This window comes from Brachybacterium aquaticum (assembly GCF_014204755.1).
Taxonomy (GTDB): domain Bacteria; phylum Actinomycetota; class Actinomycetes; order Actinomycetales; family Dermabacteraceae; genus Brachybacterium; species Brachybacterium aquaticum.
Map to the genome: position 1 here is coordinate 3,105,986 of NZ_JACHLZ010000001.1, position 14,868 is coordinate 3,120,853.

Annotated in this window: 11 protein-coding genes, 2 tRNA genes and 1 pseudogene; 3 read left to right on the forward strand and 11 right to left on the reverse strand. The window is 71.1% G+C overall.

The genetic code is table 11. The features are described 5' to 3' along the window. Positions 1 to 233: 233 nt before the first annotated feature. Together HNR70_RS13955 and HNR70_RS13960 are read right to left on the reverse strand one after the other, a co-directional pair. Positions 234 to 926, reverse strand: a complete 693-nt coding sequence (locus HNR70_RS13955) for an SDR family NAD(P)-dependent oxidoreductase (RefSeq protein ID WP_184326189.1) — start codon at positions 924 to 926, stop codon at positions 234 to 236. A 33-nt stretch (positions 927 to 959) separates the two neighbouring features. Then, the gene (locus tag HNR70_RS13960) at positions 960 to 1,589 is read right to left on the reverse strand and encodes a LysE family translocator (protein ID WP_184326190.1); all 630 of its coding nucleotides are present in this window, start codon (positions 1,587 to 1,589) and stop codon (positions 960 to 962) included. 163 nt (positions 1,590 to 1,752) lie between these two features. Between HNR70_RS13960 and HNR70_RS16410 the strand changes: the two genes are divergently transcribed. Continuing rightward, positions 1,753 to 2,181, forward strand: a complete 429-nt coding sequence (locus HNR70_RS16410) for an Lrp/AsnC family transcriptional regulator (RefSeq protein ID WP_184326191.1) — start codon at positions 1,753 to 1,755, stop codon at positions 2,179 to 2,181. A 125-nt stretch (positions 2,182 to 2,306) separates the two neighbouring features. On the opposite strand, the pseudogene HNR70_RS16045 reads toward HNR70_RS16410, so the two are convergent. After that, positions 2,307 to 3,403 (reverse strand): annotated as a pseudogene (locus HNR70_RS16045) (nucleoside permease); the annotation flags it as partial. Between the two features lie 204 nt (positions 3,404 to 3,607). On the opposite strand from HNR70_RS16045, the gene HNR70_RS13975 reads away from it, so the two are divergent. Then, the gene (locus HNR70_RS13975) at positions 3,608 to 4,744 is read left to right on the forward strand and encodes a glucose-1-phosphate adenylyltransferase family protein (protein WP_184326192.1); all 1,137 of its coding nucleotides are present in this window, start codon (positions 3,608 to 3,610) and stop codon (positions 4,742 to 4,744) included. A gap of 86 nt (positions 4,745 to 4,830) precedes the next feature. Here the strand turns inward: HNR70_RS13975 and HNR70_RS13980 are convergent. The 5 genes from HNR70_RS13980 to HNR70_RS14000 form a co-directional block, all read right to left on the reverse strand. Then, positions 4,831 to 4,906: transfer RNA gene (locus HNR70_RS13980), tRNA-Ala, on the reverse strand. Between the two features lie 41 nt (positions 4,907 to 4,947). Continuing rightward, positions 4,948 to 5,118, reverse strand: coding sequence for a DLW-39 family protein (locus HNR70_RS13985; protein ID WP_184326193.1), 171 nt, complete (start codon positions 5,116 to 5,118; stop codon positions 4,948 to 4,950). Positions 5,119 to 5,139: 21 nt separating this feature from the next. Further along, a tRNA-Ile gene (locus HNR70_RS13990) sits at positions 5,140 to 5,213 on the reverse strand. Positions 5,214 to 5,317: 104 nt separating this feature from the next. Further along, positions 5,318 to 6,712 carry a cryptochrome/photolyase family protein gene (locus tag HNR70_RS13995; RefSeq protein WP_184326194.1) on the reverse strand — a complete coding sequence of 465 codons (1,395 nt, stop codon included), beginning with the start codon at positions 6,710 to 6,712 and terminating at the stop codon, positions 5,318 to 5,320. 143 nt (positions 6,713 to 6,855) lie between these two features. Continuing rightward, positions 6,856 to 7,734 carry a hypothetical protein gene (locus HNR70_RS14000; RefSeq protein ID WP_184326195.1) on the reverse strand — a complete coding sequence of 293 codons (879 nt, stop codon included), beginning with the start codon at positions 7,732 to 7,734 and terminating at the stop codon, positions 6,856 to 6,858. A gap of 342 nt (positions 7,735 to 8,076) precedes the next feature. On the opposite strand from HNR70_RS14000, the gene HNR70_RS14005 reads away from it, so the two are divergent. Next, positions 8,077 to 8,556 (forward strand): aminoacyl-tRNA deacylase, encoded by a 480-nt coding sequence (locus HNR70_RS14005; protein ID WP_184326196.1) that lies wholly within the window; start codon positions 8,077 to 8,079, stop codon positions 8,554 to 8,556. A gap of 398 nt (positions 8,557 to 8,954) precedes the next feature. On the opposite strand, the gene HNR70_RS16415 is transcribed toward HNR70_RS14005, so the two are convergent. The 3 genes from HNR70_RS16415 to gyrB form a co-directional block, all read right to left on the reverse strand. Next, positions 8,955 to 9,524, reverse strand: a complete 570-nt coding sequence (locus HNR70_RS16415; protein ID WP_184326197.1) for a DUF3566 domain-containing protein — start codon at positions 9,522 to 9,524, stop codon at positions 8,955 to 8,957. A 3-nt stretch (positions 9,525 to 9,527) separates the two neighbouring features. After that, complete coding sequence (gene gyrA / locus HNR70_RS14015; protein WP_221421144.1) at positions 9,528 to 12,443, reverse strand: DNA gyrase subunit A; 2,916 nt, start codon at positions 12,441 to 12,443, stop codon at positions 9,528 to 9,530. A 107-nt stretch (positions 12,444 to 12,550) separates the two neighbouring features. Continuing rightward, positions 12,551 to 14,662, reverse strand: a complete 2,112-nt coding sequence (gene gyrB, locus HNR70_RS14020; protein WP_221421499.1) for a DNA topoisomerase (ATP-hydrolyzing) subunit B — start codon at positions 14,660 to 14,662, stop codon at positions 12,551 to 12,553. Positions 14,663 to 14,868: the final 206 nt, after the last annotated feature.

Sequence of the window (14,868 nt, forward strand, 5' to 3'; positions counted from 1 at the left end):
CCGCACCCCATGCTCGAACCTCGCGCACAGCCGGAACGGCGCCAAGGGTCGGGAGTTGTCACGCATCTCCGCCACGTCGGCGAGACGTATCGCCCTCTCGACATGACCCCACAGCCGCGCATGCCGCTCGCGGATGTTCTGCGTCGGCGTTGACGAAGGGCAGGCCCTGCGTCCACGACGCACGACACCCCGGGACCGCGCAGAGCGCATCGGTCCCGGGGCCGTCGGCCTGCTCACCAGGTCAGCTCGCGGCGGGGTCGGACGTGGATGTCCGTGAGCTGCACGTCCTCGCTCGCGGTGATGGCCATGACCACCGCTCTCGCGACGGAGGAGGGCCGGATCAGCTCGCGCCGGTCGACGTCCCCTCCGAACATCGGGGTGTCCGTGGGGCCGGGGTACACGGTCGAGACCCGCACTCCGTTTTCCTCCTCCTCGGCGCGCAGGCCGTTCGCGAGCGCCCGGAGCGCGTGCTTGCTCGCGGCGTACGGGGCATTGCGGGGACGGGCGGCAGTGCCGGCGCCCGAGTTCACGAGCACCACGGTGCCGCGCGCGTCGCGCAGGGCGGGCAGGGCGTTCCGGACGAGCGCCGCACCCGCGGTGACGTTGAGGGCGAAGACCCGTTCCCAGTCCGCATTGGCCGTGTCCTCGACCCGGGTGGAGGGAGAGATCCCGGCGGCGTGGACCAGGGCGTCCACGCGGTCGGGCACGAGCGCGGCGAGGTCGCCCGTGAGCAAGTCCGCGGCGCGCGGGGTGATCAGCGCGGAGGCCTCCGCGAGATGCGCGAGGGCCTCGCGGTCGCGGCCGACGGCGATCACCCTCCAGCCGAGCTCGGCGAGCTGCAGGGCGACCTCGCGGCCGATCCCGCTGGTCGCGCCGGTGACGAGAGCCGTGCGAGGGGTGGTGCTGTGCTGTTCGGCGGTGGTCATGCGTCCAGTCTGCTACCGACCGGCGGCGCGGGTCTAGCCGTGCACGACCCCGAGCACGAGCAGCACCGCGAGCGCGCCGTAGACGGTGCCTGCCGCGCCGTCGAGCAGGTAGCGCAGGCGCGGCCGGCTGAGCACGGCGTCGCGGAAGAGCCCCGCGGCGCTGCCGATCGCGAGATCGGTGAGCAGGCCGGTCAGCTGCAGCAGCAGGCCCAGCATGAGGATCTGCGCGAAGGGGTTCTCCCCGGAGCCGCCCGTCGTGCCCAGGAACTGGGGCAGGAAGGCGACGAAGAACAGCGCGATCTTGGGGTTGGTGATGTTGACGACGAAGCCGCGGCGGAAGACGTTCGGCACGACCGAGGCCTCCGCGAGCGGCCCGCCGGCCCGGCGCCAGGTCGTGACCCCGAGGAACGCCAGATAGCCGGCGCCGGCCAGGCGGATCGCGTCCAGCGCAGCCGGCAGCTGGGTCAGCGCGACGCCGAGACCCGTCGCCGCGACCAGCACCCAGATCGTCATCGCCGAGGTGACCCCGAAGGCGCCCTGGACGGCGGCGCGCCTGCCCTGGTTGATGCCGGTGGCGACCATGAACGCCATGTCCGGTCCGGGAGTCACGAGGATGACCGTGACGGCCAGCAGGAAGGCGGGCAGGACGGACACGTCGAGCACTTCTCACCACCTTGATCTCACTGCGGGAGGAGCTCCCGGAATCACGCCCTCACCTGGGCCGACAGTGACTCTAGGAGGCGGCGATGCGGCGTCGCAACGATCGAGATGCCGGACAGAACGGCATCATGACGAGCAGTCTGCTGGGCGGTATTAGGCTGTCTGCGTGCTCGACGATCTCGACTACCGCCTCATCGCCCTCCTCCGCGCGAACAGCCGCACCCCGGTGGCCGTCCTCGCCCGCGAGCTCGGGGTCAACCGCTCCACCGTCACCTCGCGGATCGACCGCCTCGTGGACAACGGCGTGATCGAGGGGTTCACGATCCGGGTCAGCGGCGACATCGAGCACGACTCGGTCCAGGGCGTGATGCTGGTCGCGACCGAGAACAGCCGCAGCCCCGAGATCGTGCGCGAGCTGCGCGGCTATCCCGAGCTCGAGCAGGTCCACTCCACCACCGGCACCTGGGACCTCGTGCTGCAGATCCGGGCGCGCAACCTCGCCGAGTTCGACCTCGTGCTGGAGCGGGTCCGGGCGACCCCGGGGGTGCGCACCACGCAGACGAACCTGCTGTTCAGCTCGCTGCGGACGGTGTGACGCAGGGCTTCCCCCGGACTCCGGGCCGCCTCAGGCCCGTGCGGGACCTCCACCGCCTCGGCCGTCTCCCGCTCCCGGAACAGCGCCGCGAAGAACAGCGCGACGCCGACGGCGAGCGCCGCCGAGATGAGCCAGACGGTGCGCCAGTCGTGCGTGCCATCGGCCGCGAGGAAGGCGTCGACGATGGGGCCGGAGATCAGAGAGCCGATCAGCAGGCCGACGCCGTAGGTGGCGAGCGAGATCAGGCCCTGGGCGGCGCTGCGCACGTGCTTGGGGCGAAGCGGTCGGTGTAGATCTGCCCCGCGACGAAGAAGAAGTCGTAGCAGACGCCGTGCAGCACGAGCCCGATGATCACCAGCCACAGCAGGGAGCCGGCGTCCCCGAACGCGAACAGGGCGTAGCGCAGCGCCCAGGCGAGCATGCCGATCAGCAGCGTCCGCTTCACGCCGAGCTTCCTCAGCATCAGCGGCATGACCAGCAGGAACAGCGCCTCGGAGACCTGGCCGAGGGACTGCACCGCCGCGGCGGACTGCACCCCGATCTCGTTGAGGTAGAGGTTCGTGAAGTTGTAGTAGAACGCCAGCGGGATGCAGATCAGGATCGAGGCGAGGAAGAACACCAGCTAGGAGCGGGACTTCAGCAGCGCGAGGGCGTCCAGGCCCAGCACGTCGCGCACGGTGACGCGCTCCCCCGTGGTCTCCGGCGGGGTGTGCGGGAGGGTGGAGGCGTAGACGCCCAGCAGCGCCGAGCCGATCGCGGCCATGACGAAGGTGTTCTCGAGCGCTCCCCCGGCCTCCAAGCCGAGCCAGCCGATGAGGAGTCCCGCGACGATCCAGCCGATCGTGCCGAACACGCGGATCGCGGGGAACTGCCGCTCGGGGCTGGTCAGGCGGCGGAAGGAGATCGAGTTCGCCAGCGCGAGCGTCGGCATGAACGAGATCATCGCCAGCAGCGCGAACACGAAGAACGCCCCGAACTCGCCCTGCCGGCCGGCGAGGAAGAGCATCACGGCGCTGAACAGGTGCAGCACGCCGAGGATGCGCTGCGCGGCGAACCAGCGGTCCGCGATCAGGCCCACGATGAAGGGGGCGAGGATCGCGCCGAGGGACTGGGTGAGAAAAGCCAGGGCGATCTGGCTGCCGCTCGCGCCGAGGTCCGCGGCGAGGTACGTGCCGAGCGTGACGAACCAGGCGCCCCACACGAAGAACTCCAGGAACATCATCGTCGAGAGTCGGAGGCGGATGACGGGGTCGAGTGTCGTGCATGGAGAATCTAGCCGACCGTCCACCGGAACGGGAGGGGGCGCGGCCACGGACTCCGCACGACCGGATCGCGGCCCCTCGGCGTCTCGGCGGGGCGGCCGACGGGCTGGACCCGCCGGTCGGTCCGCTCCTCCCCCGCGCGCCACGGCCGTACCCTGGCCCGTATGCGCATCCCCCGCACCCTCGCGATCGTGCTCGCCGGCGGACAGGGCTCCCGGATGGGAGCGCTCACCGACGAGCAGGCCAAGCCCGCCCTCCGCGTGGGCGGCTCCTACCGGCTGATCGACATCGCCCTGTCCAATCTCGCAAACAGCCACCTCAGGGCGGTGTGGGTGGTCGAGCAGTATCTCCCGCACTCGCTGAACGAGCACCTGTCGGCCGGCCGGCCCTGGGACCTCGACCGCACCCACGACGGGCTGCGCACCCTCACCCCCTTCGAGGGCGCCGAGGGCGAAGGCTTCGCCACCGGCAACAGCGACACCCTGTGGAGGCAGAAGGAGCTCATCGCCGAGTTCGCCCCGGAGATCGTGCTGGTGCTCAGCGCTGATCACCTCTACACGATCGATCTGCTGGACGTGCTGGACACGCACGCGGCCGCCGACGCCGAGCTCACCATGGTCACCACCCGCCTCCCGCAGGACGCCTCCCGCCACGGCGTGGTGCGCACCGGGGAGGGCGGCATCGTCGAGGAGTTCTGGTACAAGCCGAAGTACCCGCCCACCGATCTCGTCGCCACCGAGATCTTCTGCTTCGACGCCCCCGCGCTGCTCGAGGCCCTGAGGACTCTGCCGGACCAGGTCGGCGAGCTGCAGGACTGGGGCGACGACCTCATTCCCCACTTCGTCGAGCGGCAACGGACCGTCGAGCACCGCCTCGAGGGGTACTGGAGAGACATCGGCACCCTCGCCTCGTACTGGGAGGCGCACATGCACCTGCTCGACGGCGACGGCGTGACCCTCGACGATCCCGACTGGCCGATCTTCTCCGCCCAGCCTCAGCTGCTGCCCGCCCGCGTCCGGGACGGCGCCGCGGTGAGCACCTCCCTGCTCGCCCAGGGCAGCGACGTGGCCGGCAGCGTGACCCGCAGCGTGATCAGTCCCGGCGCGGTCGTCGAGGCCGGTGCCGAGCTGGTGGAATGCGTCGTCCTCGACGGTGCGCGCGTGGGTTCCGGAGCCCGTCTGCGCGGCTGTCTCGTGCAGGACGATGCGCAGGTCCCGCCCGGGGCCCGTCTCGGCGACGACGACGTCGTCACGCTCGTGAGCGTCGACGGGACGGTCGCGGAGACGACGGCGCGGGAGTGAGGCCGGCCCGAGTCGACGGCGGTGCGGACACGACCGGACACGCAGAAGGCCCCTCCTGGGGGAGGGGCGCCTTCGTCTGTCCTGCCTGGTGGAGACTAGGGGGGTCGAACCCCTGACCTGAAGCTTGCAAAGCTACCGCTCTACCAACTGAGCTAAGTCCCCGTGGGTGGTGCCGATCGTACTCGCTGCGGCACCGGTGTGGATCAGGAGTGCTGCGCGTGCTTCCGCGCCGCCATGTCCTGCTCGACGGAGACGCGCTCCGCCTCGTTCCACAGATCGTTGCGGATCCGGTCGGACTCGACCTTCCGCCACGTGAGGATCCCGGCGACAGCCGTGGTGAGCACGACAGCGGTGGTCGCGATGAACTTCTTCATGAGTTCCTCCGATCCTCGAAGTGGGCCTAGCTGGACTTGAACCAGCGACCTCTGTCTTATCAGGACAGCGCTCTAACCGACTGAGCTATAGGCCCGTGCGGGGCGATCTCGGGACGAATCTCGGTGATCTCCGCCGACGCATAACGCTACCCCGAACAGCCCTACCCCGTCCAACCGACCCGGACCGCTGTTCGCGAGGTCACACCCCGTCCGGCGAGCCCCTGACCTCCTCGTAGGCGGCCAATGCGTCTCGCCGCGAGTCGCGCAGGTCCACGATCGGGTCGTCCCGACGCTCGGTGCCGATCTCGGGCACCCACCGACGCACGTAGTCGCCGTCGGGGTCGAAGCGCTCCTGCTGCCGGGCGGGATTGAACACGCGGAAGTACGGCGCGGCGTCGTCCCCGCTCCCCGCCACCCACTGCCAGTTGAACGGGTTCGAGGCCTCGTCGGCGTCCACCAGCGTGTCCCAGAACCACTCCTCCCCGCGCCGCCAGTGCTGCCGGAGATTCTTGGTGAGGAAGGAACCGGTCACGAGCCGCACCCGGTTGTGCATCCACCCGGTCTCCCAGAGCTGTCGCATTCCGGCGTCGACGAGGTCGATGCCGGTGCGTCCCCGCTGCCAGGCGCGGAGTTCCTTCGAGTCCTCCCGCCAGTCGAAGCGGTCGAACTGCCGGCGGACATTGCGGGTCGCGAGCTCCGGCAGGTGGAACAGCCGGTGCCACGCGAACTCCCGCCACAGCAGCTCCCTGCGGAAGGACTCCGGGCCCGTCCCGCGGCCGCACTCCACGCTCCGATGCCACACCTCATGAGGCGAGACCTCGCCGAAGCGCAGATGCGGGGACAGGCGGGTGGTCCCCTCCATGGCGGGCCGTTCCCGATCCTCCGCGTACGCGCCCAGCACCCCGTCGAGGTCCTCGAGGCGCTGCCGGGCGACCTTCTCCCCCGGGGACCAGGCCTCGCGCAGCCCACCCGCCCAGTCCGGCGACGTCGGCAGCCAGCCCCGACGGTCGAGGGCCTGCCCGAAGTGCTCCGCGCGGAGCCAGGTGCGCATCTCGTGCCCGCCGGCGCGCACTCCGTCGGGCGGTCCGGCCAGACGCGGCGGGAGGCCGGCGGCGGCGCGGGGCGGACCCGCCTCACCGCAGGCGCGGGCGAAGGCCGAGTACACCTTGTACGGGTCGCCGGACTGCGTGGTGATCGTCCAGGGTTCGTGCAGCAGATAGCCGTCGAAGCTCTCCGCCCGCAGGCCCTGCTCGCGCAGCGCGCCCTTCAGCCGAGCGTCCACGGCCCTGCGGGGGGCGTGGTACCGGCGGTTCCACAGCACGGAATCGGCGCCGCTGTCACGCACCAGCTGGGGGATCAGCTCCTCCGGGTCCCCGCTGACGAGCACCAGCGGGACGCCCAGTGCGCGCAGCGCGGCGCCGAGGCGCGTCAGCGAGTGGTGCAGCCACCACAGGGTCGCCCCGCCCAGTTCCCGCACGCCCTCGATGCGCTCGTCGATGTGCACGGCGATGACGTCGCCGTCCTCCGCGGCGGCGGCGAGCGCGGGATTGTCGTGCAGGCGCAGGTCGTCGCGCACCCACCAGAGAGCGGTCATCGGAGGTGCTCCTGTCCTCGACGGATCATGGGTCGGCGAGGCACCCGTCATTACGTAGCCTAGCTAACGAATGATGCTAACGAATGATCGCCGTGAGGCCTCTGTCGCCCCCTGTCCCCGCACTGCGCGGGCTCGCGCGGAGCTCAGGACCTCGGCAGCCCGTCGGCGACCACGAGGCGGTGCTCGCGGGCGAGGTCGTGCACCAGGTCGGGCTGCGCGGCGAGCCGGCCGCAGACCTCCGCCGCGTCGCCGATCAGGCGCGTCTCGCCGGTGAGTCCTTGGAGCTCGTCGAACAGCTCCTGCTGCCGGTGCCGCAGCGGGATCGGCACCCCGTCGCGGGCCAGCACGCCCCAGCGCGAGGCGTAGACGTCCACGCGCGCCGGCCGCTCGCCCGTCGCGAGCACGAGGGGGAGGTCGGCCGCGGCCAGACGCAGCCGGTCGTAGTTCGGCTCGGTCCGATCGACGACAGCCAGCTGCTCCTCGTCGAACCAGGTCGCGACCAGCTCGATCCGCTCACCCTCGGCGCGATAGGGCGCGGCGGGCACGTAGCCGGGAGCGGCGGCCCGCGCGACATGGCCGACGGCGAGGCCGTGCACGGTGCAGCGCACGAAGGGCGTGGTCACGTCGAGCTCGCGCCCAGCACGTCGGTACTTCCGCGCGATGGTCCGGGGAGTCTGGTTGGAGCCGACGGCGAGGACCAGGGTCCGTTCGGCCAGCGGCGCGGCGCCTGCCGCGGCGAGGGCCCGCTCGATCTCCCCTCGGTCCACGAACGGGCGGTCCTGGTCCTCGGCCGGACGCGCCCGGGCGACGCGGTCGGCCTCCCGACCGGCGTGGTGCAGGCCGTCCCCGGCCGATCCGCCGTCGTACGCAGCGTCGTCGTGCCGCCCGCCGCCGTCCGTACCCGGTTCGAGACCCACCACCCCGTCGGCCAGCAGGAGAGCGGAGGTCGCCGACGGCCCGAGCCACGGGTACTCCTCGGGGGCGACTGCAGCAGGCAGGGAATCGGGACACGCGACGGACATCCCTCGACCGTAGCGCGGCGCCCGCGAGCTCCCCAGGTCAGCGCGACCGCGCTCACGTCCACCGCCGACCGCGTCACCTTGGCCAGGCTCGCCGAATCGATCGTGGCTCCCGCGCACAGGGGACGACGACTGGGCGCCGCCCAGGTCGACCGCGTCCGGGAGGACCTGGAGCCGATGGGGCCGAACCGAATCGTGCTGCAGGCGTGTCCGAGGCGGGCAGGCCGCTGTACGAGAGGGCGGGCTGGACGCCGCTCGAGGGTCCCGACGGCCGGATGGAGCTTCGCTCTCAGTGACTGCGCGCCCGGAGACTGCGTGCCCGGGCTCGGGGCCTACGCTGGCTTCATGAGCGAGCAGCGTGCGACCGACGCCCTGGAGGCCCTGGGCCTGCCCCACGAGATCACCCGGCACGGGAGGGTCGGCTCCCTCGCCGAAGTCGCTGCGGCGCGCGGCGTCGAGCCCCGGGACATCGTCAAGACCCTCGTGGTGCGACGTGGCGAGGGCGACTTCCTCTTCGTGCTGGTGCCCGGCGACCGGGAGATCTCCTGGCCGAAGCTGCGCGCGCTGCTGGGCGTGAACCGCCTGTCGATGCCAGACAAGGAGGTCGCCAAGGAGGTCACCGGCTACGAGCGCGGCACGATCACGCCCTTCGGCGCGACCACGGCCTGGCCGGTGGTGGCCGACGCGTCCCTGGCCGGGGATCCCGAGCGGCGGATCTCGATGGGCGCCGGCGCGCACGGCGTCGCCGCGACCGTCCCCGCCGAGGAGACCCTCGCCCGCCTCGACGCCCAGGTCGCCGACGTCACCGAGCTCCAGCAGCCCTGACCCCGGGCGGACGGCAGATATCCGGCACCCCGCCCTGGACCACCGACACCCGACATCCGCCACTGGCCGGCGGATCCCTGTCCCTAGCGAACCAGGGCCTTCGGGACCGCCATCCTCCAATGTTTGCTGCGCTGGCGACTCATGTCGACCCCCGCATGAGTCCTCCGGGCCACAAAAGGTGCTCACCAGGGGGCCGCGCCGACCCGAGCCGGCCCCTCGGGGCACCGGGCGAGGGTCGGATGGTCCCGGACACGACGACGCCGCCGGCCTCGGGGAGGCGCGGCGGCGTCGAGGGAGTCGTCGCTGCTCTGCGGGCGAGCCTGTCACCTCCGCCGGGCGGGTCAGTGCCCGGCAGGGCGGGCGGGCGTCGCGGAGGACATGCCCGCCGGCCCCCGGACTCACTCGTCGGTGAAGGTCATCTTCAGTCCGCCCAGCAGCGCCGCCACCAGGTTGTACAGGAAGGCGAGCAGCGTGCCGAGCGCGGTGATGATCACGACGTTCACCACGGCGACGATGGTGCCGTAGCTGGTCATCTTCGAGAAGCTGAAGAACTCCATGAAGGGCAGCGGGTCGCCGCCGTTGAGGTCACGGCCCAGCTGGTCGATCTGGTCCCACAGGCCGATGGCCTCGACGAGGTTCCACAGCAGCACCACGGCGATGACGGTGGCGATGCCGATCGCGATGGCGACCAGGAAGGACAGCTTCATCACCGAGAACGGGTCCAGACGCGCGAGGGTCAGGCGCACGCGGCGCGGGCCGCGGCGCTCCTTCTCGGTGCCCTTGCCGCTGCCGGCCGACTTCTGCGGGCTGCGGCTCGCGCCGCGGCTGGCGGAGCCCTTGCCCGTGCCGAGCCCCTTCTCCGCGCCCTTCTCCGACGGGGAGGAGGCGCTGTCGAAGGCCGGGAGCTTCGTGGTGGACTCGGCCGCGGGGGCCTTGGCGGAACCCGCTCGGGAGTCGCTGGTGCTCACGGGTCACTCCTCGCTGTCGTCGTCGGACTCGTCGTCGGTCCCGGCGTCGCCGGTCGGCGACGTCTCGGACTGCTCCGAGCCTAGATCATCGCCCTCGGCCGACGGGTCCTCCGCTCCCTCAGTGTCGGTGATCTCCACAGCATCCTCGCCTGAGGAGTCCTCACCGGCCTGCTCCTCGCCGGCCGGATCGGCGCTCTCGAGCACGGGCTTCTCGGCCTCGTCCTCGTCGAGCTCGCTCTCCGGGCCGGTGGTGACCAGGAGGATGCGGTCGCCCTTGTCGGGCTTGGCGAAGGTGACGCCCATGGTGGTGCGGCCCTTCGGCGGGACCTCGGCGACCTTGGAGCGGACCACGCGGCCGCGCGCCATCACCACGAGCAGCTCGTCGGTCTCCTCGACCACGGCGGCGCCGGCGAGGTGGCCGCGGTCGTCGGGCAGCTTCGCGACCCGGATGCCCAGGCCGCCGCGTCCCTGGAGGCGGTACTCGTCGATGCTGGTGCGCTTGGCGAAGCCGCCGTCGGTCACGGTGACCACGAAGGTGCCGGGGCGCACCACGTCCATGGCCAGCAGCTGGTCGTCGTGACGGAACTTCATGCCGGTGACGCCGCTGGTGGCGCGGCCGGTCGGGCGCAGCACATCGTCCGCTGCGGGGAAGCGCACGGACTGGCCGTTGCGGGAGACCAGCAGGATGTGGTCGTCGGAGTCGACGGCGCGGGCCGCGATCACGCGGTCCGGATGGGTGCCGTCGGGTCCGTCGATGTCGCGCAGGTTGATGGCGATGATGCCGCCGGTGCGGTTGGAGTCGAAGGCCGTCATCGGGGTCTTCTTCACCAGGCCCGACTCGGTCGCGAGGACCAGGTACTCGGCGTCCTCGTAGGAGTCGATGGCGAGCACGGAGGCGATCCGCTCGTCCGGCTGGAAGGCCATCAGGTTCGCCACGTGCTGGCCCTTCGCGTCGCGCGGCGCCTCAGGCAGCTCGTAGCCCTTGGCGCGGTAGACGCGACCCTGGTTGGTGAAGAACAGCAGCCAGCGGTGCGTGGTGGTGGTGAAGAAGTGCTCGACCACGTCATCCTCGCGCAGGGAAGCGCCGCGCACGCCCTTGCCGCCGCGCTTCTGGGCGCGGTACTGGTCCTCGCGGGTGCGCTTGACGTAGCCGCCGCGGGTGATGGTGACGACCACGTCCTCCTCGGGGATGAGGTCCTCCATCGACATGTCGCCGTGGAAGGGGAGGATCTGGGTGCGGCGGTCGTCGCCGTACTTCTCGACGACCTCGGCGAGCTCCTCGGAGACGATCTGGCGCTGGCGCGCCGGGTCGGCGAGGATCGCGGTGTACTCCTCGATGAGGGCCTGGAGCCGGTCGTGCTCCTCGATGATCTTCTGGCGCTCCAGGGCGGCGAGGCGGCGCAGCTGCATGGCGAGGATGGCGTTGGCCTGGATCTCGTCGATGTCCAGCAGCTCGATCAGGCCCGTGCGGGCCTCGTCGACGTCCGGGGAGCGGCGGATCAGCGCGATGACCTCGTCCAGCGCGTCCAGCGCCTTGAGGTAGCCGCGGTAGATGTGGATCTGCTCCTCGGCCTTCTTCAGGCGGAAGCGGGTGCGGCGCACGATGACGTCGATCTGGTGCTTGGTCCACTCGCGCACGAAGGAGTCAATGGACAGGGTGCGCGGCACCCCGCCGGACAGCGCCAGCATGTTGGCGGAGAAGTTCTCCTGCAGCTGGGTGTGCTTGTAGAGGTTGTTCAGCACCACCTTGGCGACGGCGTCGCGCTTGAGGGTGATGACCAGGCGCTGGCCGGTGCGGCCGGAGGTCTCGTCGGTGATGTCGGCGATGCCCTGGATCTTGCCGAGCTTGACCATCTCGGCGATCTTGCGCGCCAGGTTGTCCGGGTTGACCTGGTAGGGAAGCTCGGTGACCACAAGCGCCATGCGCCCGTTGATCTCCTCGGTGGAGACCACGGCGCGCTGGGTGATGGAGCCGCGGCCGGTGCGGTAGGCGTCCTCGATCCCGTCGGTGCCCACGATGGTGGCGCCGGAGGGGAAGTCGGGGCCCTTGATGAACTTCAGGCACGCCTCGAGCAGCTCGGGCTTGGTGGCCTCGTGGTTCTGCAGCAGCCACTGGACGGCGTCGGCGACCTCGCGCAGGTTGTGCGGCGGGATGTTGGTCGCCATGCCGACGGCGATGCCGGCGGAGCCGTTGACCAGCAGGTTCGGGAAGCGAGCGGGCAGCACGGTCGGCTCGTCGACCGTGTTGTCGTAGTTGCCCTGCATGTCCACGGTGTCCTGCTCGATGTCGCGGACCAGCTCCAGGGCCAGCGGCGCCATCTTGCACTCGGTGTACCGGGGGGCGGCCGCGCCGTCGTCGCCGGCGGAGCCGAAGTTGCCCTGGCCGAGGATCAGCGGGTAGCGCATGTTCCACGGCTGGACCAGGCGCACCATGGCGTCGTAGATCGCGGAGTCGCCGTGGGGGTGGTAGTTGCCCATGACCTCGCCGACGACCTTCGCGCACTTGGAGAAGGAGCGGTCGGGGCGGTAGCCGCCGTCGTACATCGCGTAGACGATGCGGCGGTGGACGGGCTTGAGGCCGTCGCGCACGTCCGGGAGGGCGCGCGAGACGATGACGCTCATCGCGTAGTCGAGGTAGGAGCGCTGCATCTCCTGGTTGAGGTCGACCTGGGTGATGCGGTCGACCTCGCCCTCGTCCAGCGGGTCCACGAGGGTGACGGTGCGGGAGGCGGCCTCGTCGGCCGAGAGCTCGACGGAGCCCTCGGGGGTCTCCTGCCCGCCGAGGCCCGCGCTCTCGGCGGGGGTGGGGGCGTCGGCCGACGGGGTCGGGCCGTCCGACGGAGTCTGCTCGCCCGACGGGGTCTGGTCGCCCGACGGGGTCTCGTCCGGGGTGGTGGGGTCCTGCGGGGTGTCGCTCATGGGGCGGAGGGCCTTTCGGGTGGGGCCGGTGGTTCAGGGTGCCCCCGGGGGCGCGCCGCGAGGGCGCCGCGCCGGGGGCCGACGGGACCTGGGGTCCGACGTCGGGGTCAGATGTCGAGGAAGCGGACGTCCTTGGCGTTCTCCTGGATGAAGCGGCGCCGGGACTCGACGTCGTCGCCCATGAGGACGGAGAAGATGGTGTCGGCGTCGGCGGCCTCGTCGACCGTGACCTGCTTGAGGGTGCGGGAGGCGGGATCCATGGTGGTGGACTGCAGCTCCTTCCAGTCCATCTCGCCCAGGCCCTTGTAGCGCTGGATGCCGTTGTCCTTGGGCATGCGGCGACCGGCGGACTGGCCGGCGGCGAGGCGCTCGTTGCGCTCCTCGTCGCTGAAGACGTACTCGTGCGGGGCGTTGGACCACTTCAGGCGGTACAGCGGCGGCATCGCGATGAACACGTGGCCGAGCTCGATGAGCGGGCGCATGTAGCGGAACAGCAGCGTCAGCAGCAGGGTGCAGATGTGCTGGCCGTCGACGTCCGCGTCGGCCATCAGGATGATCTTGTGGTACCGCAGCTTGGTGGCGTCGAAGTCCTCGCCGATGCCGGTGCCGAAGGCGGTGATCAGCGAGCGGACCTCCTGGTTGTCCAGCGCCCGGTCCAGCCGCGCCTTCTCGACGTTGAGGATCTTGCCGCGGATGGGGAGGATCGCCTGGGTGCGCGGGTCGCGGCCCTGCACGGCGGAGCCGCCGGCGCTGTCGCCCTCGACGATGAAGATCTCCGACTCGGCGGGGTTGCGGGAGGAGCAGTCGCGCAGCTTGCCGGGCATGCCGCCGGTCTCGAGCGGCGACTTGCGGCGGGTCGCGTCGCGGGCCTTGCGGGCCGCCTCGCGGGCGGCCGCGGCGGCCTGGCCCTTCAGGACGATGGCCTTGGCCTCGTTCGGATGGGACTCGAACCAGTCAGTGAGCTGGTCGGTCATCACCTTGACCATGAAGGTGCGGGCGATGGTGTTGCCGAGCTTGGTCTTGGTCTGGCCCTCGAACTGGGGCTCGCCGAGCTTCACGGAGATCACCGCGGTGAGGCCCTCGCGGATGTCCTCGCCGGTGAGGTTGGCGTCCTTCTCCTTGAGCAGGCCCTGGGCGCGGCCGTACCGGTTCACGATCGAGGTGAGCGAGGAGCGGAAGCCCTCCTCGTGGGTGCCGCCCTCGTGGGTGTTGATCGTGTTGGCGTAGGTGTGGACCGAGTCGGTGTACGCGCCGGTCCACTGCATCGCGACCTCGACGCTGATCTTCGCGTCGGTGTCCTCGGACTCGAAGGAGATGATGTCGGGGTGGATCACCTCGGCCCGCTTGGCGCTGTTGATGAACTCGACGAAGTCCTGCAGACCGCGCTCGTACAGGTAGGAGACGCTGCGGGGGCCCTCCTTCTTCTCGGCCTCGAGCTCGACGTCCACCTCCTCGTCCTGATCCTCGCCGCCCTCGGGGGCGCGCTCGTCGGTCAGGGTGATGCGCAGGCCCTTGTTCAGGAACGCCATCTGCTGGAACCGCTTGCGCAGCGTCTCGAAGTCGTAGACGGTCGTATCGAAGATCTCGTCGTCGGCCCAGAAGGTGATGGTGGTGCCGGTCTCGTCGGTCGCCTCGCCCTGCTCGAGGTCGACCAGCGGCACGCCGCGGGAGTAGGCCTGGCGCCAGACGTGACCGTCGCGGCGGATCTCGACCTCCATGCGGGTGGACAGGGCGTTGACCACGGAGGAGCCCACGCCGTGCAGACCGCCGGAGACGGCGTACCCGCCACCGCCGAACTTGCCGCCGGCGTGCAGGACCGTGAGCACGACCTCGACGGCCGGGCGGCCCTCGGTGGGGTGCATCGCGACGGGGATGCCGCGGGCGTGGTCGACCACGCGCACGCCGTTGTCGGGAAGGAGCGTCACCTCGATGGTGTCGCCGTGGCCGGCCATCGCCTCGTCCACGGAGTTGTCGACGATCTCCTGGACCATGTGGTGCAGGCCGCGCTCACCGGTGGAGCCGATGTACATGCCGGGGCGCTTGCGGACCGCCTCGAGGCCCTCGAGGACGGTGATGTCCGAGGCCTCGTAGTGCGCCGGTGCGTGCGCGGCGCGCTCGCCCGCGGTCTCATGAGGCGCGGTCTCGTGGGGAGCCTCGGCAGGTGCTGCCCCTCCCGGTGCCGGGTCCGGGGTCGTCTCCGGCACGTCCTGATCGGGCATGGGGCGGTCGCTGTCGCTCACCTGATGTGGCTCCTCGCAGTCCTGGCGTCCCTCGATCGGGGGAGGACCGAGGGTGGTCCGGCGGCGCCGTCGGGCGGGCGCCCGCTGCGGACCGACACACACGAGGCCCGCGGACTCCCTCGCGCGCGTGCGCGCGAGCAGCATCCGCAGGCCGCGGAGATCGGGCCGACGGCATCGAGATCGCC

What these genes read in the sequence shown, in the direction of transcription:
- HNR70_RS13985 (WP_184326193.1), bottom strand. Translation starts at nt 5,118, where the DNA reads ATGAAGAAGTTCATCGCGACCACCGCTGTCGTGCTCACCACGGCTGTC.
- HNR70_RS14000 (WP_184326195.1), bottom strand. Translation starts at nt 7,734, where the DNA reads ATGTCCGTCGCGTGTCCCGATTCCCTGCCTGCTGCAGTCGCCCCCGAG.
- HNR70_RS13995 (WP_184326194.1), bottom strand. Translation starts at nt 6,712, where the DNA reads ATGACCGCTCTCTGGTGGGTGCGCGACGACCTGCGCCTGCACGACAAT.
- HNR70_RS13975 (WP_184326192.1), top strand. Translation starts at nt 3,608, where the DNA reads ATGCGCATCCCCCGCACCCTCGCGATCGTGCTCGCCGGCGGACAGGGC.
- gyrB (WP_221421499.1), bottom strand. Translation starts at nt 14,662, where the DNA reads ATGCCCGATCAGGACGTGCCGGAGACGACCCCGGACCCGGCACCGGGA.
- HNR70_RS14005 (WP_184326196.1), top strand. Translation starts at nt 8,077, where the DNA reads ATGAGCGAGCAGCGTGCGACCGACGCCCTGGAGGCCCTGGGCCTGCCC.
- HNR70_RS13955 (WP_184326189.1), bottom strand. Translation starts at nt 926, where the DNA reads ATGACCACCGCCGAACAGCACAGCACCACCCCTCGCACGGCTCTCGTC.
- gyrA (WP_221421144.1), bottom strand. Translation starts at nt 12,443, where the DNA reads ATGAGCGACACCCCGCAGGACCCCACCACCCCGGACGAGACCCCGTCG.